At 68.6% G+C, this 25,668-nt stretch carries 24 protein-coding genes; 14 read left to right on the top strand and 10 right to left on the bottom strand.

Features of this window, described 5'->3' with window-relative positions:
• Positions 1-241: 241 nt before the first annotated feature.
• The 4 genes from OG406_RS25070 to OG406_RS25055 form a co-directional block, all read right to left on the bottom strand.
• Entirely contained in the window at positions 242-1,099 is an 858-nt protein-coding gene (locus tag OG406_RS25070) for a fumarylacetoacetate hydrolase family protein (RefSeq protein WP_164370678.1), read from the bottom strand.
• A gap of 137 nt (positions 1,100-1,236) precedes the next feature.
• Positions 1,237-2,004 carry a YidC/Oxa1 family membrane protein insertase gene (locus OG406_RS25065; protein WP_329187878.1) on the bottom strand — a complete coding sequence of 256 codons (768 nt, stop codon included), beginning with the start codon at positions 2,002-2,004 and terminating at the stop codon, positions 1,237-1,239.
• Between the two features lie 100 nt (positions 2,005-2,104).
• A complete protein-coding gene (locus OG406_RS25060; RefSeq protein WP_081217473.1) occupies positions 2,105-2,413 on the bottom strand; it encodes a DUF6412 domain-containing protein in 309 nt (102 codons plus the stop codon).
• A gap of 209 nt (positions 2,414-2,622) precedes the next feature.
• Positions 2,623-3,462, bottom strand: a complete 840-nt coding sequence (locus OG406_RS25055; RefSeq protein WP_164370680.1) for a class E sortase — start codon at positions 3,460-3,462, stop codon at positions 2,623-2,625.
• 249 nt (positions 3,463-3,711) lie between these two features.
• On the opposite strand from OG406_RS25055, the gene OG406_RS25050 reads away from it, so the two are divergent.
• From OG406_RS25050 to OG406_RS25015, 8 genes are all read left to right on the top strand, one after another.
• Positions 3,712-4,722, top strand: coding sequence for an SEC-C domain-containing protein (locus tag OG406_RS25050; RefSeq protein ID WP_266614023.1), 1,011 nt, complete (start codon positions 3,712-3,714; stop codon positions 4,720-4,722).
• A gap of 149 nt (positions 4,723-4,871) precedes the next feature.
• On the top strand, positions 4,872-5,321 hold the full coding sequence (locus tag OG406_RS25045) for a very short patch repair endonuclease (protein ID WP_327409725.1): 450 nt from the start codon (positions 4,872-4,874) through the stop codon (positions 5,319-5,321).
• Between the two features lie 193 nt (positions 5,322-5,514).
• On the top strand, positions 5,515-8,064 hold the full coding sequence (locus tag OG406_RS25040; RefSeq protein WP_329187877.1) for a Z1 domain-containing protein: 2,550 nt from the start codon (positions 5,515-5,517) through the stop codon (positions 8,062-8,064).
• Positions 8,061-9,086, top strand: coding sequence for a PD-(D/E)XK motif protein (locus OG406_RS25035; RefSeq protein WP_329187875.1), 1,026 nt, complete (start codon positions 8,061-8,063; stop codon positions 9,084-9,086). Before OG406_RS25040 ends, OG406_RS25035 begins: the two co-directional genes overlap by 4 nt.
• Entirely contained in the window at positions 9,083-11,074 is a 1,992-nt protein-coding gene (locus OG406_RS25030) for a hypothetical protein (protein WP_329187873.1), read from the top strand. The genes OG406_RS25035 and OG406_RS25030 overlap by 4 nt, the downstream gene beginning before the upstream one ends.
• A gap of 65 nt (positions 11,075-11,139) precedes the next feature.
• Positions 11,140-11,967, top strand: a complete 828-nt coding sequence (locus OG406_RS25025; protein ID WP_329187872.1) for a hypothetical protein — start codon at positions 11,140-11,142, stop codon at positions 11,965-11,967.
• Positions 11,967-13,808, top strand: a complete 1,842-nt coding sequence (locus OG406_RS25020; RefSeq protein ID WP_329187870.1) for a DNA cytosine methyltransferase — start codon at positions 11,967-11,969, stop codon at positions 13,806-13,808. The genes OG406_RS25025 and OG406_RS25020 overlap by 1 nt, the downstream gene beginning before the upstream one ends.
• Positions 13,809-13,817: 9 nt before the next feature.
• A complete protein-coding gene (locus OG406_RS25015) occupies positions 13,818-15,170 on the top strand; it encodes a DNA cytosine methyltransferase (RefSeq protein WP_329187869.1) in 1,353 nt (450 codons plus the stop codon).
• Here the strand turns inward: OG406_RS25015 and OG406_RS25010 are convergent.
• Positions 15,141-15,842: an ATP-binding protein gene (locus tag OG406_RS25010; protein WP_329187866.1), complete on the bottom strand. Its 702-nt coding sequence runs from the start codon at positions 15,840-15,842 to the stop codon at positions 15,141-15,143. The two genes, OG406_RS25015 and OG406_RS25010, sit on opposite strands and share 30 nt — an antisense overlap.
• Positions 15,843-16,050: 208 nt before the next feature.
• On the opposite strand from OG406_RS25010, the gene OG406_RS25005 reads away from it, so the two are divergent.
• The 3 genes from OG406_RS25005 (at position 16,051) to OG406_RS24995 (ending at position 17,550) form a co-directional block, all read left to right on the top strand.
• Positions 16,051-16,899, top strand: coding sequence for a helix-turn-helix domain-containing protein (locus tag OG406_RS25005; protein WP_267050927.1), 849 nt, complete (start codon positions 16,051-16,053; stop codon positions 16,897-16,899).
• Entirely contained in the window at positions 16,896-17,120 is a 225-nt protein-coding gene (locus tag OG406_RS25000; RefSeq protein ID WP_266614041.1) for a DUF397 domain-containing protein, read from the top strand. The genes OG406_RS25005 and OG406_RS25000 overlap by 4 nt, the downstream gene beginning before the upstream one ends.
• 127 nt (positions 17,121-17,247) lie before the next feature.
• Complete coding sequence (locus OG406_RS24995; RefSeq protein ID WP_329187864.1) at positions 17,248-17,550, top strand: hypothetical protein; 303 nt, start codon at positions 17,248-17,250, stop codon at positions 17,548-17,550.
• 19 nt (positions 17,551-17,569) lie between these two features.
• On the opposite strand, the gene OG406_RS24990 is transcribed toward OG406_RS24995, so the two are convergent.
• The gene (locus tag OG406_RS24990; RefSeq protein WP_329187862.1) at positions 17,570-18,529 is read right to left on the bottom strand and encodes a GlxA family transcriptional regulator; all 960 of its coding nucleotides are present in this window, start codon (positions 18,527-18,529) and stop codon (positions 17,570-17,572) included.
• Positions 18,530-18,792: 263 nt separating this feature from the next.
• Here OG406_RS24990 and OG406_RS24985 point away from each other — a divergent pair, with 263 nt between their 5' ends.
• Both OG406_RS24985 and OG406_RS24980 read left to right on the top strand, forming a co-directional pair.
• The gene (locus tag OG406_RS24985; RefSeq protein WP_329187860.1) at positions 18,793-19,287 is read left to right on the top strand and encodes a DUF2269 family protein; all 495 of its coding nucleotides are present in this window, start codon (positions 18,793-18,795) and stop codon (positions 19,285-19,287) included.
• A 34-nt stretch (positions 19,288-19,321) separates the two neighbouring features.
• Complete coding sequence (locus OG406_RS24980) at positions 19,322-19,834, top strand: levansucrase (protein WP_266848281.1); 513 nt, start codon at positions 19,322-19,324, stop codon at positions 19,832-19,834.
• A gap of 110 nt (positions 19,835-19,944) precedes the next feature.
• Here OG406_RS24980 and OG406_RS24975 read toward each other — a convergent pair whose 3' ends face one another.
• From OG406_RS24975 to OG406_RS24960, 4 genes are all read right to left on the bottom strand, one after another.
• On the bottom strand, positions 19,945-20,304 hold the full coding sequence (locus OG406_RS24975) for a VOC family protein (protein WP_266848277.1): 360 nt from the start codon (positions 20,302-20,304) through the stop codon (positions 19,945-19,947).
• Positions 20,305-20,462: 158 nt separating this feature from the next.
• Positions 20,463-20,948 (bottom strand): hypothetical protein, encoded by a 486-nt coding sequence (locus OG406_RS24970; RefSeq protein WP_329187857.1) that lies wholly within the window; start codon positions 20,946-20,948, stop codon positions 20,463-20,465.
• A gap of 85 nt (positions 20,949-21,033) precedes the next feature.
• Positions 21,034-22,548, bottom strand: a complete 1,515-nt coding sequence (locus OG406_RS24965; RefSeq protein ID WP_329187855.1) for an MFS transporter — start codon at positions 22,546-22,548, stop codon at positions 21,034-21,036.
• Between the two features lie 147 nt (positions 22,549-22,695).
• The gene (locus OG406_RS24960) at positions 22,696-24,057 is read right to left on the bottom strand and encodes a DUF445 domain-containing protein (protein WP_382748661.1); all 1,362 of its coding nucleotides are present in this window, start codon (positions 24,055-24,057) and stop codon (positions 22,696-22,698) included.
• A gap of 231 nt (positions 24,058-24,288) precedes the next feature.
• Between OG406_RS24960 and OG406_RS24955 the strand changes: the two genes are divergently transcribed.
• Positions 24,289-25,620, top strand: a complete 1,332-nt coding sequence (locus OG406_RS24955; RefSeq protein ID WP_164370693.1) for an SGNH/GDSL hydrolase family protein — start codon at positions 24,289-24,291, stop codon at positions 25,618-25,620.
• The last annotated feature ends 48 nt before the right edge of the window (positions 25,621-25,668 follow it).

Below are 25,668 nucleotides of genomic sequence, written 5' to 3'. Positions count from 1 at the left end.
GCCGCCCCGTCCAGGGGCGCGGGGAACGGCGCGACAAGCCACAACGCACCCGCGGCCGAACCGGTTGGGCCGCCCGTCCAGGGGCGCGGGGAACCGCGCGAGCAACCACGACACACCCGCAGCGAACATGAGGCGGAAGCCGACTCAGGGGCGCGGGGAACGGCGCGACAAGCCACAACGCACCCGCGGCCAGGAGGAGACCCCGACCCCAGCGGACCCCACCGCGAACGAAGCGGAGCGCTTACGCGCCCTTGAGTTCCTGCCGCTGCCGCCCCAACCCCGCGATCTCCAACTCCACGACATCCCCGGCCCGCAGATACGGCTTCGGCTCGGGCTGCCCCATGGCGACCCCCGCCGGCGTACCGGTGTTGATGACGTCGCCCGGATACAGCGTCATGAAGTGGCTGACGTACCGGACGACCTCGGCGACGGGGAAGATCTGCTCGGCGGTCGTACCGTCCTGCTTCAGCTCGCCGTTCACCCACAGCTTCAGCGACAGCGCCTGCGGGTCCGGCACCTCGTCCGCGGTCACCAGCCACGGCCCCAGCGGGTTGAACGTCTCGCAGTTCTTGCCCTTGTCCCAGGTCCCGCCGCGCTCGATCTGGAACTCGCGCTCGGAGACGTCGTGCGCCACCGCGTATCCGGCGACGTGGGCGAGCGCCTCCTCGTGGGACTCCAGGTAGCGGGCGGTACGTCCGATGACGACGGCCAGCTCGACCTCCCAGTCGGTCTTCACCGACCCGCGCGGCACGAGCACCGTGTCGTCCGGACCGACCACGGTGTCCGAGGCCTTGAAGAAGACGACCGGCTCGCCGGGCGCCTCCGCCCCGGTCTCGCGGGCGTGGTCGTGGTAGTTCAGCCCGATGCACACGACCTTGCCGATCCGGGCCAGCGGCGGCCCGACGCGCAGCCCGGTCGCGTCCAGCACGGGCAGCTCACCGGACTCGGCGGCGGAACGGATCCGTCCGAGCGCGGCCTCGTCGGCGAGCAGTCCCCCGTCGATGTCGGGAACGAGACCCGACAGATCCCGCAGAGTCCCCTGGGCGTCGAGCAGCGCGGGTCGCTCCGACCCCGCCGTACCGACTCGCAGCAGCTTCATGATCACCATCTCCCTCGATCGCGGGCGTCGACCGACGGGTGCAGCCATCGGATGACTGGTCGATCCTCCAAGCTCGCGGTCCAGTCCGCAAGACCCCGTTCACGGACTGGACCGCCGGGACGGCCGCGTCCCCGGTGTCAGACGAGCGCGGCCGCGACGGGTGCGGCTCCCGGCATGTCCCGGTAGAGCACCGCCCGCTCCACCGCGCTCCACGTCGTACTGGTGACGACGTACAGCGCGGCGGCCAGCGGCACCACGGCCACGGTGAAGAGTGTGAAGAAGGACATGAACGGCATGAGCTTGTTGATCGAGGCGAGGCCGGGCACGGGTTCGCCGTCGGTACCCACCGCGGCCGGAGCCGCCGCGGCGGTCATCCGCTTGGTCCGCCGGAAGTTGAAGGTGGCCACGGCCGCGACGACGGCGAACAGGGCCAGGTAGACGAGACCGGCGGCCCCGAAGAGCCCACCGTCACCGAGCGCGCCCGCCCAGCGCCCGCCGAGGGGGGCTCCGAGGAGGGTGTGCCCGAGCAGGGAGTTCGCGTCGCCGCCGATCGTCGAGCTGGAGAACAGGTGGTACAGCAGGAAGAACGCCGGCATCTGGAACAGGCTGGGCAGGCAGCCGGAGAGCGGCGACACCTTCTCCTCGGCGTGCAGTTCCATCAGGGCCTTCTGGAACGTCTCACGGTCCTTGCCGTGCTTCTTGCGCAGCGCCGTGATCTGCGGCTGGAGCGCGGCCCGCGCCCGCTGTCCGCGCGCCGAGGCCCGCGACAGGGGGTGCACGAGGAGTCGTACGAGCGCGGTGAACAGGACGATCGCGACGGCGGCCGCCGAGGCGTGGAACAGGGGCTGGAGCAGGTCGGCGAAGCTCTCGACCAGGTGCGCGAAAGCGGACAGGAACGTGGACATGGGTGAGCCCTCCGGGGGTCTCGTCGTGCCGGGGATGCGGAATGCGGCATGACGGACCACGCGGGGTCACCGGGGGGTGGAGAAGGTGGAGAGGGGTGCCCTACGCGGCCGTCGGGAGGGCGTGTCCGGGCGCCCTGGGCCGCGGGCGCCCCTGGGCGTCCGGATCGCGTTGCGCGAGGAAGGCCGTACGACGGGCGCGGTCGCGGATGGCCGTACGGACCCGGGTGCGGGGCACGGCGGGCGCGCAGCGCGACACGATGAGCGAGCAGGCCGCGAAGGCGGACCCGGCGGCGGCGGTCGCGGCGAGCGCGACGGTCGCGGAGAGGCTGCCCGTGTCGAACAGGGCGACCTGGAGCAGCAGCAGCACCAGGACGGCGGCGGGACGGGCGTTGGCCCAGGTACGGATCATCGGCTGCCCCTCCTCTCGTCCATGGCGCGTGCGTCGGTCCTTCCGTTCGTTATACAGGATGCTCACCGCCGGCCGTCCCGAAGCGGCCGCCGCGTCGGCCCGCCGGCACGCGCCGCGGTCGGGTCGGCGGGACGGGTGGGGAGCGCGGCTCGGCGGGAGGCGTGGCGGTCGGCTCGGCAGGGCTCACCCCTGGCCGCCCCTCCCTCCCCTCATCGGGGGCGCATCGCCGTGAGCTTCCCCCACACCGCCATCCGGTACCGGGAGGTGTAGTCGGGGGTGCACGTGGTGAGCGTGATGTAGTACCCGGGCTCGCTGTACCCGTACGACGGGCGCACGATGCTGCGGGGCACCGGCCGGATGACTCCGCCGTCGCTCGGCGAGGTCTGCGGCAGGGTTCGGTCGACGACGTACGTGTAGACCGCGCTCTTCGTCTCGACGGTGATCGTGTCGCCGCGCCTGAGCCTCGGCAGGTACCGGAACGGCTCCCCGTGCGTGTTCCGGTGCCCGGCGAGCGCGAAGTTCCCCGCCTGCCCCGGCTGCTGGGTGCCCTTGTAGTGGCCGACGTACCCCTTGTTGAGGACGTCCGCCTTGCTGACGCCCTCGGCGACGGGAACCCGGAGGGAGAGTCGGGGAATGCCGAGGACGGCGTACGCCTGGGACCAACGGGGGGTCGTCCGGGCGCTGTCGGAGGAGGCCCCGCGCGAGGACGCCGTCCCCGTGGAGGCCCCGGCGCCGTTCTTCCCGTCCTGACCCCCGTCTCCCGTTCCCGCCCCGGAACCGGAGGCGGAACCGGAACCGGAGTCATCGCCTCCCGGGGCTGCCCCCGCCGCCCCGGGGGTTCCCGCCGTCCCCCACTCCCGCTCCAACGCCTGCACCTTGTGCTCCGCGTCCTGCCGCGCCTGCCGGTTGGTCCACCACAGCTGGTGCGCGACGAGGAGGAGCAGCACCACCCCGACGGTGACGAGCACCTCGGCACCGCTCCAGACCACCCGCCGGTACGCCGCCCGCCGTCGCCGCGTCCCGTGGTGCACGATCCCCGGAGCCCACATCCGACCGCCCCCTTCGCCGGCCCGCACGATAGGCGCCACCTCGCGAAGTCACCAGAGCGACGGGGCAGCTCCGCGCCGCACTCACGGGGGAACTCGGGCCGCCACGACCGGTGCACCGGGCCCCCGCCCTCACCCGCCGCACGGGGCAGGCACCCCTCCCACCCCTCCCGCATATGCCCTTGGTGACTCCCGCCGCTGTGGCCAGCACCTCTCTCTTCTTTGTCGGCCAACGGCAGTACGGTGTCATCCATGCGCCCCGACACGCCTGCCGAGAACGTCGACCACACCGCCGAAGCGGCACGCCTGGAGCGGACCGCCGGCCTCTACCCCGAGGACGCCGAACACCTGCTCGTGCAGGCGGCGGCCCACCTCGAACTGGCCGGAGACCGCCCAGCCGCGACCGCGCTCTACGACCGTCTGCTGTCCTCGACGGACCCGCTGGAGAACCCCCACCTGGTGCGTGCTTTGAAGGCCTCGAACCTCTGGGAGTACGGCCACGAGGCGGAGGCCCGCGCGATCATCGACGGCGTCCGCGCGGCGGCACCCCGGGATCCGGCGCCGTGGGTCATCGTCGCCGAGGCCCTGGAGACCCACGACGAGCTCGAAGCGGCACAGGACACGTTCACCGAGGGCGCGACCCTGCTCCTGACGGACGTGGCGGAGCCGCCGTACGCCACGCGTTCGCTGCTCTTCGGCCGGCACCGGGTGCGCCGGATGCTGGGCGCGGCGCACGACGAGTGGGACGCGCTGGCGGACACCCAGCACTCGTCCGCGATCTCCCTGGACGAGCTCCACGACCCCAAGCGGATCTGGTCGCTCGGCTCGGACAACCCGGCGGAACTCCAGGCCGAGATCAGCCGCCTCCAGGCCGAACTGGGCGCCTACCGCGAGGCCCTCTCCCGCCCGTTCCCGGTGGCGGTCCTGCACTGGTCGGCCCCCGAACTGGCCGAACTGGTCGCCGCGTACCCGGACCTCGCCGAGGAGTACCCCTCCCACGAGGAGCACCTCGCGACCATAGAGTCCTCCCTCCGCGAACTGGCCTCGTCGGGCACCCCGAACCTGGGCATCGTCACCGCCACGGTCCCCTCCTACGAAGCCTTCGCAGCCTCCGAGGCCTCCTCCCCCTCGGACACGACCCTCCTCCCCCAGTACGCGACAACACTGGCGGCCCGAGGCCTGGCAGTGGCGTGGCCGCCGTCGCGGGGGGCGGGGTGCTGGTGCGGGTCGGGGAATGCTTATGGGGAGTGTCACGGGGCCTGACCGCGACTGTCGATCCCGGGCGCCCCGCACTGCGTAAACCGGCGTCCGGGGCCTGCTCTCCGACCTCACACCAGCCGGCACACCGGCAGGTCCGGCAGAATGCTCCTGTGGTTGATGCTGTTCCGTCCTCTCGTGCCGTGTCCGCGCGTATGAGCCGTCAAGGCTCCCGCGACACCGCACCGGAGATCGCCGTTCGACGGCTGCTGCACGCCTCCGGCCTCCGCTACCGAGTCAATGTGCCGGTGCCCGGACTTCCCCGGCGCACGATCGACATCGTGTTCGGCAAGGCGAAGATCGCGATCTTCATGGACGGCTGTTTCTGGCACGGCTGCCCCGAACATGCGACTCAGCCCAAAGCCAACGCGGAGTGGTGGCGCTCCAAGCTCGACAAGAACATGGCAAGGGATCGCGAAACCACCGGGCACCTCATCGACGCGGGCTGGGTCGTCCTGCGGTTCTGGGAGCACGAGGCCGGCGCGACCGTCGCGAGTCGGATCAAGGAAGCCCTCGCGGAACGACGGTTGCCCCCGCCCCCGGGGCAAGCACCGAACTCCCATACCGACGCGAACCCGGCAAGAGGCCTCCCCGGCGCCGAGTAACCGCGGGATCCGGTTCTGCCGACGCCTTCGTTTCCCTTATCGGTGGCCGTCACAACCAATAGTGTGGAGATGTTGCGCAGGAGTGACGCACACACCCCGCCTCGGGGTGCCTTGCCTTGCCGCCAGGGGGGCGGCTTGCAAGGGTGCTGTGGCGCGACGGCTCATAGAACGAGGGCGGGGGCATCCGAAACTTATGGCCGATGAATTCGACGGCATGTACGACACTTTCAAGGCGCTCTTGGACGTATTTCCTCCTACGGAAGCGATCAAGCGGCTTGAGCAACTCGGGATCAGTCCGGAAGTCGTCGAGGAGATCCGGGACCGGCACGAGCGCCAGACCATACGCATCCGGGAAATGGAAGAGCCGCATGCGGTAATCCTGGGTAACCGGGACACCTGGTACACGGGACCACAGCCCAGAGACAAGTGCTGGCCCGCAATCGCGACCCTCCTTCGTAAGGACGGCTGGTCCGACGAGCCGGCGATCAGGAGTCTCGACGAGTCCTCCACTCGCGTCGTTTCCTTGCTGAACCATCCCAAGGAGCGCGAGTTTTCCACGCGCGGACTGGTGGTGGGATACGTACAGTCCGGCAAGACGACCAACTTCACTTCGGTCATGGCGAAGGCAGCCGACCGCGGCTACAAACTCTTCATCGTTCTGGCCGGCATCCACAACGGGCTTCGACGTCAGACCCAAGCACGGCTCGTACAGCAGTTGGTGGAGCCCAATCCCTCGATGTGGTCACAACTGACCGGACTGGAAAAGGATTTCACACCTCAGGAGAACCCTGCGTCCTACTTCGGGAAGAGCAACAAAACGCGGGTCATCTGCGTGGTGAAGAAGAACGCAACAGTGCTGCGGAAACTGGCTCGCTGGCTCGAGAAGGCGTCGGACTACCTCGAGGACTGTCCTGCGTTGATCATCGACGACGAGGCGGATCAGGCCACTGTCGCCACGAAGTCCATCAACCCGTTGATCCTCGACATCATGGCTTCCTTGCCCCGAAGCGCATACGTCGGCTACACCGCTTCCCCCTTCGCGAATCTGTTGATCGACCCGAGCGCCGAGGATCTTTATCCCAAGGACTTCGTCGTCAACCTCCCCAAGCCGAATGGCCACTTCGGTACCGAGGTCCTTTTCGGTCGGTATGCGCTCGACGGCGAGGATCCGGAGCAGGTCGACGACGGCTACGACATGATTCGATCGATCCCCGAAGACGACGTCGCATGCGTCCGTCCGGAGACGAGGGCCGATGTCGACGGTTTCGAGCCTGTCATCACCGACTCGCTGCAGACCGCTGTCGAGTACTTCTGGCTGGTCACAGCCGCCCGCCGCGTACGCCGTACCGGCAATCCGCACAGCACGATGCTGATCCACACCAGCGTCAACACCTCAGTGCACAACAGCTTCGAGAGGCCTCTGAAGCGCCTGCGCGACCGGGCTGTGCGGTCCCTGACCGACACGGACCTGCTCGCACGCCTGCGCGACCTCTGGGATCGAGAGACCAAGCAGGTTTCGGCCGAGGAGTTCGGCGAGACGAAAGTCCCGTTCGAGGAACTGCTCCCCGAATTGGCGGACGTCCTGGCCAGTTGCCGCATCATCATGGACAACTCCAGCAGCGAGGATCGACTCGACTACGAAAACGGTCCCGTCGTGGCCATAGCGGTCGGTGGAAACACCCTCTCGCGAGGGCTGACTCTGGAGGGGCTGTCCGTCAGCTATTTCGTACGTTCCGTCTCGGCGTACGACACCCTGCTGCAGATGGGGCGCTGGTTCGGTTTCCGCAACGGCTACGCGGACCTGCCTCGCATCTGGATGACCGATGAACTCGCCGAGTGGTTCCGACACTTGGCCACGGTAGAGACGGAGATGCGGCGGGACATCGACGTCTACATGACGGAGGACGAGACCCCTCTGACCTTCGCGGTGCGCCTGCGCACCCACCCCAACCTACGAGTGACCGCAGCCGCCAAGATGCGGGATGCGGTCACGGCTGCCTCTTCCTACGGCGGCAAGCGGATTCAGACGCACTACTTCCACACCAACGCGGAGTGGTTGGGGCGCAACGTGGACGCGGCACGCCGCCTGGTCTCCGCCTCGGTCGCGAACGCCGTGCGCGTGGAGGAACGCACGGCACAGGGCCGCTGGGTATTCCGTGACATTCCGCACGACGCCATCACGGACTTCTTGGCGTCCTACCAGTTCCACGAGAAGTCTCCGGAGAACGACGCCGCCCTGATCACCGACTACATCAGGAAGCGGGTCGCGGCCGGCTCGCTCCGAAGGTGGAATGTGGCGATTGTCGGCAATCCCAGCGGGGAGGACTTCACCTTCGCGCCCCACGTGTCCGTGGGGCGTAACGTCCGCGCTCGACTCGATCTTTCCCACCCCACGCCCGATTTCGCCGACATCAAAACCCTGATGAGCCGCCGAGATGCCGCGGTGGACCTGGCAGGAGACGTGGCAGGCCTGGCCGAGGAAGCCATCATGGCCGCCCGACGCACCCAACTGCCCGACACGGGCCTGCTCGTTCTGTATCCGATCGACAAGGTTTCCGAGCCGAGTCCGTCGAAGATTCGACGTGCCGCCTTGAACGCTGAAGAGCATGTCATCGGCGTCGGTCTGGTGTTCCCCAAGCCTCTCGACACGGACAGCACGGTCAAGAAGTACATCTCCGCGGATCTGTCCAACGTCAGAATCGAGGACGAGGACTACAGCCTGCTCGACAGCGAGGACGCATGAGCGACGAGGCGCTTCGTAGGCTCATAGAGGAGCGTTGGACTGCGCTCGATGTCGAGCAGGCCAAGGGTGAAGGGCATCTTCGCGTCGCGCAACTCCCCATTGCCCCCGCGGCCGATCCGTTGTCGGTTGCGGTCGACCACGCCGGCCACCGTCACCTCCTGCTCCCGATCCACTCTCATCGCAAGGTCCGCCCGGGCCTGGACGGGCCGGTACTGACGCTGCGCAGACGGGCACTCGAGGACGAGGAGAGCTATCAGGCCTACGCCGATCTGGCCTGTCTCCGTGACGATCTCAGCGATCTGTTCACCGACCTGTGCGTGGATGTGCTCGGAGCGACCGTCGCCCTGCCCGAGAACCCGGTCAAGGCGCTGTACCGCGTCCTGGACCGGTGGAAGGCTCTGTTCAAGACGCAGGTGGCCCCCCTTGGCCCTGACCAGCTCGCCGGTCTCTTCGGCGAATTGCTGGTTCTCACTCGCATCCTCGAGGAGGACTCGAGCGCATCGCGTGTGTGGTCTGGCCCCAGTGGGCACCGTCACGACTTCTCCAACGGATCCACTGCGGTCGAGGTCAAGTCGAGCGTGGAGAACGAAGGACGAAGGCCGCGGATTCACGGGCTCGACCAACTGGACGCGCCCGAAGGCGGGGCCCTGTGGCTCGCATGGTTCCGCTTGCGACGCACGACGGGCGACACCCCCGGTACGGCATTCGTGGAGATGGTCCGTAGAGCGCTCGAACTCTGCGACGACGAGAGTGCCCTTCTCGAACTGCTCGCAAGGGCGGGCTACCACCTTGCCGACGCGGATCGCTACCGCGATGTGCGCTTCGCGGTCGGCGAGGAGAGGTGGTATCGAGTCGGCCCGGACTTCCCCGGGCTCACACGCCGGACTCTCAGCGCCGCAGGGCTTGCGGTGTCGGCAATAGATGTCGACTACACCATCGACCTGTCCGGTGAGACGCCTGCCCCGCTGGCTCCCTCGCAGGTACCCCGGGTAGTCGACGATTTGATCAAGGAATTCGCATGACGGCGCCTCGTTGGTTTTCCCAGCCATACCCTCCGGACGGTGCGAGTGCCGCCGAGGGCATCCGCAATCAGCTGGGTCGGCCAGAACTCGATCTCCTCACCATTCTCGTCCGCGAGTCCGCCCAGAACAGTTGGGATGCTCGCGTCATGTCGTCAAGCGACCCTGTCGAATACCGCATCGACATGTGGACGGTCAGCCCCGCGCACGCCAGTACATGGCGGGAGCTTCTCGGTGATGGCGCGCCCATCGGTGTCGATACCTTCCCCTTGCGCGACACGCTCAGGAACGGCTCGATCCGTCTCCTGTCCGTTTCGGACCGAGGTACGCGAGGGCTCGGGGGACCAACCAGAGCGGACAACGCCGTGGGGCCCGACCGCGACTTCGTTTCGTTCATCCGCAACATCGGTGAGCCACGCGATACAGCTCTGGGGGGTGGTACCTACGGCTTCGGCAAAGGCATCTTCTATCTGCTGTCCAAGCCCGGCACCATCCTCGTCCACTCCCGCTGTCGGACGACACAGGGTGGTTTCGAGACCCGTCTCATCGGCTGCACTCTGTGGAAGAGCTACGCGGCAACCGAGCCCACCGGAACGCGCCGCTATACAGGTCGCCACTGGTGGGGCGACACCTCGGGAGACGTCGTCGAACCCCTTGTGGGCGCAGCGGCCGAAGCCGCCGCCCAACGCCTCGGCCTCAAGGCTTTCGGTCCCACAGAGACCGGGACAACGACAGTCGTCATCGACCCGAACCTGGACGAACTCGAACCACCGCAGGCGGCTGAATACCTGGCGGAGACCATCGCCTGGCACCTGTGGCCAAAAATGATCTCGACTGATCAAAGTCCCGCCGCGATGCGTTTCTCCGTCACGTGCGACGGAGTCGAGCATGCTGTGCCCGATCCGCGGGAAACCCGCCCCCTCAACATGTTCGTGGCGGCCTACGAAGAGATGGCAGGGTCCGGCGGCAGCGACCTGCACTGCCTGAAACCGAAGAGACGTCTGGGGCGTCTCGGCCTGGTGAAGCGGATCATGCCGGCGCTGGAGCCCACTCGCGCCTCCCGCATGCTCGCCATCGAGGATGTTGTCCATCACGTCTGTCTCATGCGACCCGCTGAACTCGTCGTCACCTACCAGCCAGGACCGAAGCCGCCCAGCGTCAACCAGGGCTACGCGGGCGTCTTTCGTGCGGTCGAGGACATGGACGAGATCTATGCAAAGGCTGAACCGCCCACTCACGACGCCTGGAACCCTCAGTCCCTCGACAGGCCCGAGAGCACTTTCGTGCAGACCACCTTCACCCGTATCGCAGAGGCTCAGGCCCAGCTTCTTTCTCTGGGCGGAGGGGCGCGTGCGGGAGCAAGCAATGTGGCACTGGGTGCGGCGAGTTCACTCTTCTCCGGATTGGTCGGTGGAGCCTGGGGAATCGGCGGGGCCACCGCCTACTCCAAACCCGGAAGCACAGCGGTACGCAGGTCACGCACGCCTGATGTCGACGGCATCCCCGAGTCCTCACGTTCGGGCCGAGCGTCTTCGTCCTCCTCAGACACGGGTTCGCTCGTGACTTCAGGAGGGGAATCCGCAACCGGCATCGAGAACGTCGGCCCATCGATCCACGAGGCATCGGAATTCGACGGCCCCCGCACACCACGCCGTCGCCCACGAGTGCAGTACGTCGGCGACCCCTACTTCGATGATCGCGGCGACGCAGCCGTACTCGTTCAGGAGTTCCGCCTGCCCGTGCCCGGAACTCAGCAGGTAAGGATCGACCTTGCCGTGACCTTGCCGGGTTCGGCCGGACGAGAGACGGATCCCCCCATAGGGGCCAGCATGCCCGAGCTTCTGGGCTGGGAAGACCATGCCGGTCACCTTCACGTTCCCGAAATACTCGTCACCGAGGGCAGCGAGTCCCTCTGGCGCGCCGTGGTCCGCCCGGCTCCGGACACCATGACCGAAATCGGCCTGAGGGTTGAGGCGGTGAAAGAGGCGTGACTCGCCGAGTTCTCCCCTACCGGGTTCCCACGGAGGACGTCCTGGCGGCCGAACCATGGTTGCTCGTGACCGAAGACGGAGACGTACCCATGCCGGATGCCCTCCCGGACTGGGACTACCGGATGGATCTGCAACTACGCCGAACCGTTCGCGTCGACCTGGATCGTGCCCGCTCGGAGACAGGCCTTGCCGGCGACGCACCATTGATGCTGTCCGTCGTGTGGACCGCAACCGGATCCAACCTTGGCGGTCCGGCGCAGCACGTTCGACTGGCCGCCGACGGGACTGTCGCGGTGGAGCTGAACACCCGCCTAAGTGGGGCAGATCTGGGCGGGGTTCTCCTCCTCGACACCGCTTTGGTCCTGGCGGAGCGCCGTGACGAAGCCCGACCTTCGTCCCCTCGGCGGGCGGGTTCGGTGCTGTGGAGCGATCGGGAGACCCTGCGTCTCCAAGGGGACGCACCTCAGTTCCCCATGGCGGTCATCGACTTCGCACGAACGTCCTTCCCCGATGCAGCCGCCTGGCACCTACAGATCAGCGGAGGCTTGGAGAGCGCCACCATGGGATCGCTGCTCCTACTCGTCAACGAACAGAACACCGTGACGGCGACTGCCTTCGAGAATGCGGGAAAGCCTCGACCCGTCGATCGAATCGTGCTCTCCGCCGTCTATGCCGACGCGGCTCGGATCATGATCGAGCATGCCCTCAGTCACGACGACTTCGCTGAGGACGCGGACTATGCCGATGGTTCACTGGGCGCCACCTTGTTGAGTCTGTTCGACCAACTTTTTCCCGACCAGTCGATCACCGATGTCCGTCTACGTAGACGCCAGGCGCCCGCCCTGTTCGCAACCGATCTGCAGGCCGCGGTCAAGATGTTCGGAGTGTCCTGATGAGCTTCCTGTACCCACGGCTTCTCGCCGAGCAGGCTAGACCGCTCTTCGAGGAGTACCGACACCTGAGCACAGCCGAGTTGGCCGGTCAGGTTGCCGTCACCCACGAATCGGCCGTCTATGTGGCCACCGGCGGCGACCGGGTGTCGATGCGTCAGCTGCAAGAGCTGCGCAACGGGGTCATCGATCTGGCCAAGCGCGCTGGCTTCCCGGAGGAATCCGACCGCACCCGCAACGCTGAATTCGACCTTCGACTCGCCGCCCTGCTGCACGCCGAAATGGGTATGGTCCCGGCGGAGGCCGCGTCCAGAGACGTCTGGGCCTTCCTCGCGCTCGTCCTGCTCCCTGATGTCGCCTTCTGGCGCTATCCGCAACCTCCGAGGGACCGCGTTCTGGGTACGGACCTCACCCGCCACGTCTTCGGTCGGTTGTGGTGGCGGGCTCAACTCGTCCGCTCGTCCGACGATCCGGAGCCCTATAGCGCGCTCAACATCCTCGGCGAAGCCGCCTTCGACCAGATCTATGCGCGCCGATCGGCACTCGGGGGCAGCCCACATCTGGTTCGAGCCATCCTGCGCGTTTGGAAGGATCTCGACTTCACCGGCCTCAACGAACGTGAGACTCTACGCGATTTCCTCAAAAGGCTTCTCCGGCTCGCCCCCTTCGTCCTCTTCGACGGCATCGAGGAACGAGCTCTCGACGAAGAATTGCGGAGAGTGGCGGCCGAGTCCGTCGATGCGCAGCGCAGTGCTTCGCAGTCGACGGCAACCGGCGCCACAGGGGCAGGTGTCGAGCAACCGTCCCTCGCCACCGCGCACTCCCTGCCAAGCGTGTCCGAAGAGAAGCCGCGCTCTGCTCAGAACGGAATGGGAACGCCGCCCGTCACTTCTCGACGCTTCCGATCGGTGGAATTCTGCGCCGGCGCCGGCGCCCAGGCGCTCGGACTCGAACGAGCCGGATTTGACCCCGTCCTGCTCCTCGACAGCAAGGCAGACGCGTGCTTCACGATCGACCTCAATCGGCCCGAATGGGACGTGATCTGCATGGATGTGCTGGATTTCAGGCCGACCACACGCCCCGAGATTCAGGGGGTCGATCTCGTGAGCGGTGGACTCCCCCGCGTGAAGTCAACGGCAACCGTCGGTCGTACCGAGGACACGGAGGAACGAGGCGTCCTCAGGGCCGTGATCGCATTGATACGTGAGATCAACCCGACAGCCGTGCTTTTGGAGAATGTGCCGGATCTCGTGGAGAGTCCGGCTTTCGACACCGACCGCTCGTGGATCGAGGCACAACTCGGGGAGGCAGGCTACCGCTGGAGCTGGAGAGTGCTGAACGCGGCCGACTTCGGCGTGCCGCAGAACCGTAGTAGCGGCTTCCTCGTCGCGCTGAAGGACCCATACTTCTCTCGGTTTGCATGGCCTCAGCGGAGTCCGCTTTCCGCTCCGACAATCGGCCAGGTCCTCGGCCCCTCCATGTCTGCGGCGGGCTGGCTCGGCGCAGCGAACTGGGTCGACGGAGCCGACCGCATCGCACCTGCTCTCGTCGGGGGCTCAGAACGACGTGGCGGTGCCGACCTCGGTCCTACGGGGAGCAAGAAGGCATGGGCCTCCCTGGGCGTCAACGGCAACAGCCTCGGTGACGAACCTCCGGACTCCACGTTTCCGCCGGAAGGCCAGCCCAAGCTCACTGTCGATCAAGCCGCGATGATCCAAGCCATCCCGGCAGATTGGCGCTTCTTCGGCGGGAAGACGTCCCGCTACCGACAGATCGGCCACGCAATGCCACCGCCCCTGGCGACAGCTGTCGGAGAGGCCATCGCAACCGCCCTCCGAAGCTAAGATCGCACCATGCACACGTCCCGCCCCCTCGACCCCCGGCCCATCACCGTCCTCGACCTGTTCAGTGGGTGCGGCGGCTTCACCCAGGGGTTCCACGAGTACCGCCCGGAGGGGGCGCACGACGGGCGGCCCGTCTTCCACAGCGTGGCCGCCGTGGAGCATGACCTCGCCGCAGCCGCCACCTACGCCGTGAACTTCGGGACTCAGCGCCTCGACACGAGCCTTCCAGCAGCACGTGTTCATCTCGAGGACATCGAGGACTGGAAGCCGTCGGAGGAGGCGCTGCACGCTGACGTGGTGGTCGGTGGACCTCCTTGCCAGGGGTTCTCCGCCCTGAACCGCAACAAGAGGGGCACTGAGCGGAATCGTCTGTGGGAGGAATACGTTCGCATCGTTGCGAAGATCCGCCCAAAGGTCTTCGTCATCGAGAATGTCGACCGGTTTCTCAAGTCCGACGAATTCCGCAACCTTCTCAGCGAGGTGGAACAGGGCGGCCTACTCGGCGAGTATCGCTTGATCGACCCTCCGGGACACCAGCCCTCCGACTCTGAGGAAGCAAAGCACAAGCGGTATCTGCTGAACGCCGCCGACTACGGCGCGCCTCAGGCCCGCAGGCGGGCCATCGTCATCGGCGTTCGTCGCGACATCGACGATCAGCGCAGGATGGCGTACCCGGCAAAGACACACAGTCGCCGCCCGAAGGGCGCACCGACCATCCCAGCTCCCGCACTCGACGGTGTCGATGCGGGCTTGCCGTACTGGGAAGCAGTCGATGATGTCTTCAAGGAATCCGAGCAACTGCCACTGCGAGGAACAGAACTACCGGACGGCAAGGACTATGTCTCCGAAGTAGGCGTGATCGTCCCCGGCATTTTCACCACTCGTGACCTGCATTTCAAGCGGAACCCCGAAGCGCTTTCGCGCGCCCGCTATGAGGCGATTCCTGCAGGCGGCAACCGCAAGGATCTGCGAAATAAGTGGTACACGGTGCACGGGGACGGAAGAATCGAAACCTTCCTCACCGACAAACCCTCCGGCGTGAAAACACCAGTCCTGTACCTCTCCACGGCCAGCTGGGACAACCACAACACCGGAACCGGCGATGTGATGGGTCGCCTGCGTATGGGCGAACCGTCGGTCACGATCCGCACGGAGTTCTTCAAGCCCGAGAAGGGCAGATATTTGCATCCGAGCAAGAATCGTCCGATCACGCACTACGAGGCCGCCCGCATACAGGGTTTCCCCCTCACCTTCCGTTGGTGCGGATCGAAGACCGACATCGCGCGGCAGATCGGAAACGCCGTCCCCATCCCTCTTGGCACCGCCATCGCGTCAGCGATCCATACCTACCTGCGTGGGTGAGTCGACCTCTTCGCACTGGTCGGACGTCTGGGACGGCACCCGAATCACCTCGACGTCGGCCTCGTAGCGCATCTGCGCCCGGTCCAGCACCTCGTCCGCGTCGCATCCGTGTGCGTTGGTCCAGTGGAGGAAGTCGGTGATGGCCGCGATCGCCAGTTCCTCCGCCGTCGTTCTGCCCAGCTTGCTGGACTCCGAGGGCAGGCATGCGGCTCCGTAGAGGCTGAGAAGGGCCTCCGTTCGTAAGATGCCGGGGCCCGCCGGAGGTGCGAGGTTCGTCTCCAGCTCGCACCACGTGATCTTGCGGTCGGGGGTGAGTTGGACGCCCCAGCGGTCGGCGACTCCCTCGACCAGGGCCATGCCTCGGCCACTCTCGGAGTCGGCGTTCGCGTCGAGCAGGGTGGGCAGGGCGCGGGTGTCAGGGTCGTGTACCTCGATGCGCAGCCGGACTCCGTTCATCGAGATCGCCAGCGTGGCCGGGGTGCCGGCGCCGACGTGCGTGATGATGTTGGACACCAGCTCGCTCACGCAGAGCTCTGCCGCGTCCGTGATCCCGCGCAGACCACAACCCTCCAGGTGGAGCCGCACGATGCGGCGCAGGACAGCCACTTCTTCGGGTTCGGCCAGGAAGGCCACGTTCCACGGCTCGCGCCACACGCACGCCTGCTGCTGCATTGCCGGGTTTCCTCTCGTCGCACGCCATCACCATCGGCCCGCCGGGCGACGGAACGTTATCGCCCGTCACCGTGAGTGGTGGTGTTGTCAGGATGGTGGCAGCGCATCCCGCCGTGCAATGTGCACGGCGGGATTCCCACTTCCGTGTGATTGGCAAGCACACCCCTTGGCGCGAGACTGAACACCCGCTATCCGAAAGAGGGTTGAGATGGCCGGTTCACCGACGGCACGCCGTCGGCGTCTCTCCATCGAGCTGAAGAAGCTCCGCGAGCAGAGTTCGTTGACCTGCGCACAGGTCGGCGCGGCGTTGGACTGGAGCGGCTCCAAGGTCAATCGCATGGAGACGGGCAGCGGCCGGGTCCAGCCCTCCGACGTCGACGCGTTGTGCCGCTTCTACGCCACCAGCGACGAGTTGCGCGAGTTCCTCATGACGCTGGCCCGCCAGGCGAAGACGCGGGATTGGTGGCAGGCCCACGGTGCCGGCGTCCCTGAATGGTTCTCCATCTACATCGGCCTGGAGCGCGACGCCTCGAACCTCCGCCAGTACCAGTGCGAACTCCTGCCCGGGCTGATGCAGACCCCTGCGTACGCGGGCGAGCTCCACTGGACCGGTGCCCACATGTCTACCCAGGCCATGGAGCGCGCGGTGCGGGTCAGGATGGAGCGGCAGGCGATGCTCAGGGAGCCCGGCGGCCCCGATGCCTGGTTCATCGTGAACGAAGGGGCGTTGCGCAACGTCATCGGGAACCGGGCGCTCATGCGCGAGCAGCTCGAACGAGTTCTGGAGACATGCGAGTTGGCCAGTGTGACGCTACAGGTGTTGCCCTTCGACTCGGGTACCCATCCGGTCACCGGCGCGTTCACTCTGCTTGGCTTCCCTGACCAGGAGGACCCTGACCTCGTCTATCGGGACGGCATCACCGACGCCGTCTATCTTGAGGGCGAGCATCATGTGCGGGAGTACACAAGGGCCTTCGACGGACTGCGAGCGGCGGCTCTGAGCCCGCCGCGCTCGGCCGAACTGATCAGGACTGTCCTCAAGGAGTACGCGAGATGAACCCTGCACCGCCCGCGGCCGTCCGCACCTCTCCGTGGTTCACGTCGTCCTACAGCAACGGCGCGGGCGGCGAGTGTGTCGAGTGCGCTCTCGACGCGGACGGCATCCTCGTGCGGGATTCGAAGCGGGCCGCCGGGTCCGTCGTCGCATTCGGCTCGCGTTCTTGGCGAACCTTCGTGGAGACCTTGGCTGCGAAGCCCTCACGCGGACGAGACGCGTGACGCCGCCCACACACTCACGCTCAAGGCGGGGGACGCCGCACTCCATCGAATCGCCCGCGTTAGCCTCGGTTCGTTCGGCCGGCGTGCGTGATCGGCGTGGCGGTGTAGGCAGCAGCAGGAGGCAGTCATGGTGAAGGTACCGGCCGCGGTGGTGGCCGCAGGGGGGCTTGTCGGGGGGTACGGGGTTGCCCGGTGGACCAGGAGGCGGGAGCTCGGCGGGGTCGTGCTGGCTGCCGCCGGGGCCGTTGCCGCTCAGCAGTGGAAGCGGCAGGCCGGCGGCACGGCCGCCGGGGTGCTGACCGCAACCTACGTCGCCGCTTTCGCCGGGTCGCATCCGCTGGCCAAGAAGGTGGGCGCCTGGCCCGCCGTCTTCGGTGTCGCCGGGGCCGTGGCCCTCGCCTCCTGGGCCGTCTCCGACCGTCGGGGCTGAGCGCGGGCCGAGGGACCGGTCAGGCCGCCCTCTCCCCCTGGAACGCCCGCCGGTACGCCTGGGGGCTCGTGCCGACCACCCTTTTGAAGCGTTCCCGGAACGCCGTCGGGGAGCCGAAGCCCGCCTGGGTCGCGATGCGTTCGACCGGGTGACGGGTCGTCTCCAGGAGGTACTGGGCGCGGCGGACCCGGGCCAGGTGCAGCCACTGCAAGGGCGTCGTGCCGGTCTGTTCGCGGAAACGGCGATTGAGGGTGCGGGTGCTCGTGCCGGCCTCGACGGCGATGTCCTCCAGGGTCAGTTCGCGTTCCGCGTTCTCCTCCAGCCAGGCGAGGAGCGGCTCCATCGCCGTGCCCGCCGGCGCCGGCGGCTGCGCGTGGACGATGAACTGGGCCTGCCCTCCCTCCCGTTCGAGGGGCATGACCGACAGCCGTGCCGCGTCGGCCGCGACCGCCGAGCCGTGGTCGTTCCGGATCATGTGCAGGCACATGTCCAGGGCCGCCGCCGCGCCCGCCGACGTGAGGAACTGGCCGTTGTCGACGTAGAGGACGTTCGGGTCGACGGTCACCGCCGGGTGACGGGCGGCCAGTTCCGCCGCCGCCCGCCAGTGCGTCGTCGCCCGCAGACCGTCCAGGAGACCCGTGGCCGCGAAGACGAACGCGCCGACGCAGACCGACGCGATCCGGGTGCCGTTCGCGGCGGCCGCGCGCAGCGCCTCCGCGACGCCCGGCGGGAGGGGCAGTGACAGGTCGGACCGGCCCGGCAGGACGATCGTGTCGGCCTCGGCGAGCGCCTCCAGGCCGTGCGGCGCGCGCAGGGTGAAGGCACCCGCGCTCACCTCCGCGTCCGGCGTGACCGAGCAGACGCGGGTCCGGTACGCAGGGCGGCCGTCCGGCAGTCTGGCCCAGCCGAATGTGTCGATCGGGGCGGAGAGGTCGAACGGGATGACCTGGTCGAGCGCCAGTACGGCCACGGTGTGCATGGCTGGAGCGTAAAGGGGCGACGGGTTTCCGTCATCCACCCGGTGGCGGGCGCCGGCGGGCGCGGTGGCCGTCCGGCGGCGGTGCCCGGTGCCCGTGCCGGTGTTTCCGCGGCCTCGCGGTTGGCGCTCCGGCCAGGTCGGACGGCGGATCGCTGCCTGCCCAGGGCCCCCGGATTCCCCGTCCCTTCCACTGGCTGAAATCCGTTGCCTCCTGGCAAAAGCGCCACTTCTGCGTGCTCCGTCTCCGCCCGTACGGTCACCCCGTGACCAAGTTCCTCCTCGCCGTCCACGTCATCGCCGCCATCGTCGCCGTCGGGCCCGTGACCGTCGCCGCGAGCATGTTCCCGCCGGCCGCGCGCCGGGCCTTCGGTGCGCCGGGTGATGCCGACGCCCTCGCGACCACGCGGCTGCTGCACCGCATCTGTCGTGTGTACGCCGTCGTCGGCGTCGCCGTCCCCGTGTTCGGGTTCGCCACGGCGAGCAACATGGGCGTGCTCGGCGACACCTGGCTGATCGTCTCCATCGTGCTGACCGCGCTCGCGGCCGGCGTCCTCGCGCTGCTCGTGCTGCCTCGCCAGAGCGCCGTCCTGGAGACGGCCGAGGGGGACCGAGTGGTGGAGGAGGCGCCGGGAGAGAGGGCAACGGCCGCCCGCGCGGCGACCGTTCGGCTCGCCATAGTCACCGGGATCTTCAACCTGCTGTGGGCCACCGTCACGGTCCTGATGATCATTCGCCCCGGGTCCACGACAGGGGCCTGACGGACGGCGTCGGGCGGCGGCCTAGGATCCGCGCATGGACGCACAGCAGCAACAGCAGTCGGCGCCCGGCGCCTACCTGGCCTTCGTGCAGGGACGGTTGACCGAGGACGGATGCGCCACGCGGTGGGAGGACTGGGCCGGGGTGCCCGTGCTCGTCGGGCGGCGGGCCGAGTTCCGGATGAGCTGGATGGCCACGAAGCTGCATCTGTTCACCGTGGCCGCGGCGGTCCCGGAGATAACCGTGCCCGTCGTCGCCGCCTTCACCGACCAGGTGATGCAGTACGCCAAGGACACCAAGGGCGGTCTGCCCGTCGGCCTCCAGAACGGCGTCGGCGCCTTCCCTGTGCTGGTCAGCGACCGGGTCGATCCGGCGGCCGTGCAGTGGGCCGAGGCGCAGCAGCGGGTCAAGTTCGCCTGTATGACGCGGCCCGTCGTCGTCGACAGTTCTCGTCAGTACGTGGGGATGTACCGCGGCAAGCCGGCCCTCGGCCGTGTCTACGCCTCGTACTTCATCGAGAAGGGGACCCGGTACTTCCACGCCCAGTGACACCCGGTGAAGCCGGTGAGCCCGGTCGGTCCACGTGAGCCCGGCCCGTCCCGGTGAATCCGGTGAGCCCGGGCGGTCCCGGTGAGCCCGGCCCGTGCCGGTGGACCCCCTCAGCCCCGATGCCCCAGCACGTTCACCACCCGCCCGTTCGGATCGCGGACGAAGAACCGTCGTACGCCCCATTCCTCGTCCTGCAGGTCCCGCACGATCTCCGCGCCCGACGCCAGGACCTGCGCGTACACGGCGTCGACGTCCTCGACCTCCACGCTCAGGTCGGGGACGACGGGCGCGGTGCGTTCCTCGGTGAGGAAGCTGATCTGGGCGGTGGGGTTGGCCGGGGAGGCGAGGGTCATGACCCAGCCCTGGTTCATGACCTCCTCGAACCCGAGCAGGCCGTAGAAGTCGCGGTTCGTCGTCATGTCCTGGTCGGAGGCGACCTGGAAGTCGGGGACGATCCTGCGGATGGTCATCGGTGGTGCCTCCTGATGGCTGTGGCGGGGCGTGGTGGCGGGCGATGGCGGGGTGCGCGGGCGTGGCGTCCTGCGGTCCGGACGCCCTGCACGCCCGTGCCCTGTCCGGCCGCCCCCTGCTCGCCCTGCCCTGTCCGGCCGCACCCTGTCCGCCGGCGTCACGAACGGTGGGCGTGGGCGAGCACCATCCACTCGTCGAGGTCGGCCGGCTCCGTCCAGTCTGTCCTGAACCGGCGGGCCACCGCAGCCACGACCAGTACACCCGCCGCGCCGAGCAGCGTGAAGAACGCCCAGGTGAGCGGCCAGGCGTCGACGAAGCCGTCGGGCACTCCGGGATGCGTGCGCAGGGACACGTACAGCAGGGCCGCGGGAGGGGCCGCGACGAGCAGCAGCGGCCAGGCGAGGGCGTCGCGGTGGCCGACGTAGGCGGCCAGGAGCAGCAGGCAGACGGCGAGGGCGAGGACGCCCGTGCCGGTCACCGGGGTGGTCTCCGGCGTGGCGCCCGGTGCCGCGGGGCGGTTGCGCAGGTCCCACGGGAGGCACAGGAGGTACGCCGCGCCGGAGAGGGCGGCGCCGAGCACGCGCGTCAGCCAGCGTTCCGGCCAGGGGCGCGTTCGCAGGGGGCGGAGCAGCTTCTCGGTCATGCGTACGAGGGTTACGTGCCCGGCGGGGGCCCGACAGAGTACGCGTACTCAGAACCGGATACTCGGAAGGGCCCCGCACCGGGACTCAGTCGGAGGGCGTCGACGGAGTCGAGGACGTCGTGCCGGTGCTGGAGGGCGCCGTCGACAGCGGGGCGGCGATGTCCTCCAGTCCGCGGCGCTCGGCGTTGACGGCGAAGAACACGGCGACCAGACCGGCGGCGCACATCAGACCTGCGCCGATCTGGAAGGCGAGCACCGTGTCGCCGACGACGCCGGACTCGGTGAGGTCGGCGAAGACCAGCGGGCCGCTGATGCCGCCGGCGGCGGTGCCGATGGCGTAGAAGAAGGCGATGGCCATGGCCCGGGTCTCCATGGGGAAGATCTCGGAGACGGTCAGGTAGGCGCTGGAGGCGCCGGCGGAGGCGAAGAACAGCACCACGCACCAGCAGGCCGTCATCGTCACGGCGTTCAGCGAGCCCTGGTCGAACAGCCAGGCGGTGCCGAACAGGAGGACACCGGAGAGCAGGTAGGTCGAGGAGATCATGACCCGGCGGCCGACGGTGTCGAAGAGCTTGCCGAGGAGCAGCGGGCCGAGGAAGTTGCCGGCGGCGATCACGGCGAAGTAGTAACCGGTGCCGCCCGTGGGGACGTCGAAGAACTTGGTGAGGATGGCGCCGAAGCCGAAGGTGATGGCGTTGTAGAGGAACGCCTGGCCGATGAAGAGGGCGAGACCGAGCACGGCGCGCTTCGGGTAGCGGGCGAAGACGGTCTTGGCGATGATCCCGAAGCCGATGCTCTTGCGCTGCTCGATGGTGATCTCGCCCGCGGGCGGCGGCAGATCCTTGCCCGTCTCCTTCTCCACCTCCTCCTCGACGGAGGTGACCAGTTCGTCCGCCGCGTCGCCCTGGCCGTGGATGAACTGCCAGCGGGGGCTCTCCGGGACGTGCCGCCTGACCAGCAGGATCACCAGGCCGAGCACGACGCCCAGGCCGAAGGTGAGCCGCCAGCCGAGGTCCTTCGGGAAGATGTCCGTGTTCAGCATGAGGATCGACAGCAGGGCGCCGCCGATCGCGCCGAGCCAGTAGCTGCCGTTGATGATGAGGTCCACCCGGCCGCGGAACTTGGACGGGATGAGCTCGTCGATCGCCGAGTTGATGGCCGCGTACTCGCCGCCGATGCCGAAGCCGGTGAGGAAGCGGAAGGTGAAGAACCACCAGGCGTCGAAGGACAGCGCGGTCAGGGCGGTCGAGGCGAGATAGACCACCAGGGTGACCATGAAGAGCTTCTTGCGGCCGTAGCGGTCGGTGAGCCAGCCGAAGAAGAGGGCGCCCACGCAGGAGCCGGCCACGTAGAGCGCCGCGGCGACACCGGTGACCTGCGCCGAGGTGATGGAGAGACCGCTGCCCTCCTCGGAGAGGCGGCCCGCGATGTTGCCGACGGTGGTGACTTCCAGGCCGTCCAGGATCCAGACGGTGCCGAGGCCGATCACGATCATCCAGTGCCAGCGGGACCACGGCAGCCGGTCCAGCCGGGCGGGCACGCTGGTGGTGATGGTGCCGGTGGACGCGGGCGTGGGGGCCGGCGAGGCGGGTGCGGTCATGGGGTCCCTCTCCGTCGAGCGAACGCCGCACGTGTTCCCCGATCTCCGCCCGCTTACGCCCCGGCCCGCTCCGCCCGGCTACGCCCCCGTCTCCCGCCCGGTCACGCCCCCGTCTGCCGCCCGGTCACGCTCCCGTCTGCCGCCCGGTCACGCTCCCAGCGCCCGCGACACGGTGTAGATCAGCAGGCCGACGAGCGAGCCGACCACCGTGCCGTTGATCCGGATGAACTGCAGGTCACGCCCGATGTTCGCCTCGATCTTCTTCGTCGTGTGCTCGGCGTCCCAGCCGGCGACCGTGTCGGTGATGAGCGAGGTGATCTCCGTGCGGTACGTCGTCACCACGTACACCGCGGCGCCCTCCACCCAGCCGTCGACCTTGGCCTGCAGCTTGGGCTCGGTGGCCATGCGGGCGCCGAGGGAGAGCAGGGAGGCCCGCACCCGCAGCCGCAGTTCGCTGCGCTCGTCCTCCGCCGCGGAGACGATCATCGACCGTACGGCGGTCCAGGCGGACGCGATCAGGTCCTGGACCTCGCCGCGGCCGAGCACCTCGCCCTTGAGGCGCTCCACACGGGCCCGGGTCTCGGTGTCGGACTGCAGGTCGGAGGCGAAGTCGGTGAGGAAGCGGTCGAGGGCGCCGCGGGCCGGGTGGGCCGGGGAGTCGCGCATCTCGGTGACGAAGCGGAGCAGCTCCCGGTAGACGCGCTCGCCGACCTTCTTGTCGACGAAGCGGGGCGTCCAGCCGGGGGCGCCGCCCTGCACGGCGTCCATGACCTGCTCGTCGTGGAAGACCAGCCAGTCGTGGGCGCGGCTGACCACCAGGTCGACGACCCGCCGGTGCCCGCCGTCCGCGACGACCCGCTCCAGCATCTTGCCGATGCCGGGCCCGATCTCCTGGGCGTCGGCGCGCCGGGTGATGGCCTCGCCGACCACGGCCTGCACATCCGAGTCCCGCAGCACGGTCAGCGCGCCCCGCAGGGCGGCCGCCAGCTCGGCGGTCACCCGGTCCGCGTGCTCGGGGTCCGCGAGCCAGATGCCGAGCCTGCTGCCGATGCCGACGGCCCGCAGGCGCTGGCGTACGACCTCCTCGGAGAGGAAGTTCTCACCGACGAACTCGCCGAGCGAGACGCCCAGCTGGTCCTTCTTGGTGGGGATGATCGCGGTGTGCGGGATGGGCAGGCCGAGCGGGTGCCGGAAGAGGGCGGTGACGGCGAACCAGTCGGCCATCGCGCCGACCATGCCCGCCTCCGCGGCCGCCGCGACATAGTCGGCCCAGGCGCCCGCGCCCTCGTGCGAGGCCCACTTCGCCAGCACGTACACCAGGGCGACGAGGAGCAGCAGGCCGGTGGCGGTCGCCTTCATCCGGCGCACCCCGCGCCGCTTCTCGATGTCGGAGGCGCTGAAGGTGTTCATCGCGCGGCCCGGCGGCGCGGCGGGCGCCGTGGTGTTCGCGGTGCCCCCGGGGCGGGCATGCTCCATGCCGTCCGGTTCACCCGATTTCGTGCGTTCCATTCACTCCACCCGTCCACAGAACCCGACCCACCCCGTAAATATTGTCTCTTTCCCCTCTCTTCTTGACCGACTACTGGAACGGCACACGAGTTCCCGGCGTCTGTTCGGATGGGGATTCGACCGGTGGGACCCAAAGGGGGGTGCGTCGGTGCTCCTCCCGGCCCATGCCGCATCATGGGGTGATCACATCGGAGCATTTCGCTCCCATCGTTTCGAGGAGAGACGCACCGCATGACCAAGCGTCACGGTTATGCCCTGCTCGCCGCGGTTCTCGCCGTGGTCGTGGTCCTTTCGGGGGCCATCTACATCGGTGTCGCCGCCGACGACGGCAGCGGCACCCGGACCGACGTCGCCAGTGGGCGCACGTCGCACAACTCCGCCGCGCCCGCCTCCACCGGAACCTGGGTCGGCGCCTGGTCGGCGTCCCCGGCCGGAGCCGAGCCCGGCACGGAGGCCGACGGCATGGCCGGCCGCTCCGTGCGCAACGTCGTGCACGCGGCCGTCGGGGGCACGGGCGCCCGCATCACGCTGTCCAATCTCTACGGACAGCAGCCGCTGGCCCTCGCGCACGCCACGATCGCGGTCGCCGCGACCGACAACAACGCCGCCGCCGCGGCCGACACCATGCGCCGCCTCACCTTCGGCGGCGCGACGGCCGTCGTGATTCCGGCGGGCGGTCAGGTGATGAGCGACGCCGTCCGGGTACGCATCCCGCGCGGCGCGGACATCCTCGTGACGACGTACTCGCCGACGCCGTCCGGACCGGTCACCTACCACCCGATGGCACGCCAGCTCTCGTACGTCGCGCAGGGCGACCGTACGGAGGACGTGAGCGGCGCCTCGTACACCGAGCAGACGCCGTACTGGCGTTACCTGACGGCGGTCGACGTGCTGAGCGACGAGGCGACGGGCACGGTCGTCGTCCTCGGCGACTCGCTCACCGACGGCGTCACCTCCACCGTGGGCGCCAACCGGCGCTGGCCGGACGTCCTCGCGGAGCGGCTGCGCGCCTCGGCCGGAACCGGTGAGACGCCCCGCTACAGCGTCGTGAACCAGGGCATCAGCGGCAACCAGATCCTCGCCGCGGGCCTCGGCCGTCCCGCCGACAACCCCAGCGGGCTGAGCCGCTTCGGGCGGGACGTCCTCGACCGTACGAACGTCAAGGCCGTCGTCATCGACCTGGGCGTCAACGACATCCTGCGCAACCCGAGGCAGGTCGACCCGCGCACCATCACGGCAGGCCTGCGGACCCTGGTCCGGCAGGCGCACGCCCGCGGCCTGCGCGTCGTCGGCGCCACCCTGATGCCCTTCCAGGGCCACCGGGGCTACACCCCCCAGCGGGAGACCGTCCGTGAGGCCGTGAACGCCGAGATCCGCGCGGGGAAGGTGTACGACGCCGTCGTCGACTTCGACGCGGCCCTGCGCGACCCGTACAACCCGCGCCGGCTGCGGACCGACTACGACTCGGGGGACCATCTCCACCCGAGCGACCGGGGCTTCCGGCGGATGGCCGAGGTGTTCGACCTGCAGCAGCTGAAGGGTTCGGCTCCGGCGGAGCTGTGATCCGGCCCCTCACGCCCACCGGCGCGCTCGCGACAGCGGGCGCGCCGC

Origin of the sequence: Streptomyces sp. NBC_01428, assembly GCF_036231965.1 — a bacterium.
Taxonomy (GTDB): Bacteria; Actinomycetota; Actinomycetes; order Streptomycetales; family Streptomycetaceae; genus Streptomyces.
The sequence above is the reverse complement of the archived record's forward strand: the minus strand, read 5'-3'. Positions and strand labels throughout refer to the sequence as shown.

Coding starts and splice junctions, on each gene's coding strand:
- OG406_RS25070 (WP_164370678.1), bottom strand. CDS start 1,099: ATGAAGCTGCTGCGAGTCGGTACGGCGGGGTCGGAGCGACCCGCGCTG.
- OG406_RS25065 (WP_329187878.1), bottom strand. CDS start 2,004: ATGTCCACGTTCCTGTCCGCTTTCGCGCACCTGGTCGAGAGCTTCGCC.
- OG406_RS25060 (WP_081217473.1), bottom strand. CDS start 2,413: ATGATCCGTACCTGGGCCAACGCCCGTCCCGCCGCCGTCCTGGTGCTG.
- OG406_RS25055 (WP_164370680.1), bottom strand. CDS start 3,462: ATGTGGGCTCCGGGGATCGTGCACCACGGGACGCGGCGACGGCGGGCG.
- OG406_RS25050 (WP_266614023.1), top strand. CDS start 3,712: ATGCGCCCCGACACGCCTGCCGAGAACGTCGACCACACCGCCGAAGCG.
- OG406_RS25045 (WP_327409725.1), top strand. CDS start 4,872: ATGAGCCGTCAAGGCTCCCGCGACACCGCACCGGAGATCGCCGTTCGA.
- OG406_RS25040 (WP_329187877.1), top strand. CDS start 5,515: ATGGCCGATGAATTCGACGGCATGTACGACACTTTCAAGGCGCTCTTG.
- OG406_RS25035 (WP_329187875.1), top strand. CDS start 8,061: ATGAGCGACGAGGCGCTTCGTAGGCTCATAGAGGAGCGTTGGACTGCG.
- OG406_RS25030 (WP_329187873.1), top strand. CDS start 9,083: ATGACGGCGCCTCGTTGGTTTTCCCAGCCATACCCTCCGGACGGTGCG.
- OG406_RS25020 (WP_329187870.1), top strand. CDS start 11,967: ATGAGCTTCCTGTACCCACGGCTTCTCGCCGAGCAGGCTAGACCGCTC.
- OG406_RS25015 (WP_329187869.1), top strand. CDS start 13,818: ATGCACACGTCCCGCCCCCTCGACCCCCGGCCCATCACCGTCCTCGAC.
- OG406_RS25010 (WP_329187866.1), bottom strand. CDS start 15,842: ATGCAGCAGCAGGCGTGCGTGTGGCGCGAGCCGTGGAACGTGGCCTTC.
- OG406_RS25005 (WP_267050927.1), top strand. CDS start 16,051: ATGGCCGGTTCACCGACGGCACGCCGTCGGCGTCTCTCCATCGAGCTG.
- OG406_RS25000 (WP_266614041.1), top strand. CDS start 16,896: ATGAACCCTGCACCGCCCGCGGCCGTCCGCACCTCTCCGTGGTTCACG.
- OG406_RS24995 (WP_329187864.1), top strand. CDS start 17,248: ATGGTGAAGGTACCGGCCGCGGTGGTGGCCGCAGGGGGGCTTGTCGGG.
- OG406_RS24990 (WP_329187862.1), bottom strand. CDS start 18,529: ATGCACACCGTGGCCGTACTGGCGCTCGACCAGGTCATCCCGTTCGAC.
- OG406_RS24980 (WP_266848281.1), top strand. CDS start 19,322: ATGGACGCACAGCAGCAACAGCAGTCGGCGCCCGGCGCCTACCTGGCC.
- OG406_RS24975 (WP_266848277.1), bottom strand. CDS start 20,304: ATGACCATCCGCAGGATCGTCCCCGACTTCCAGGTCGCCTCCGACCAG.
- OG406_RS24970 (WP_329187857.1), bottom strand. CDS start 20,948: ATGACCGAGAAGCTGCTCCGCCCCCTGCGAACGCGCCCCTGGCCGGAA.
- OG406_RS24965 (WP_329187855.1), bottom strand. CDS start 22,548: ATGACCGCACCCGCCTCGCCGGCCCCCACGCCCGCGTCCACCGGCACC.
- OG406_RS24960 (WP_382748661.1), bottom strand. CDS start 24,057: ATGGAACGCACGAAATCGGGTGAACCGGACGGCATGGAGCATGCCCGC.
- OG406_RS24955 (WP_164370693.1), top strand. CDS start 24,289: ATGACCAAGCGTCACGGTTATGCCCTGCTCGCCGCGGTTCTCGCCGTG.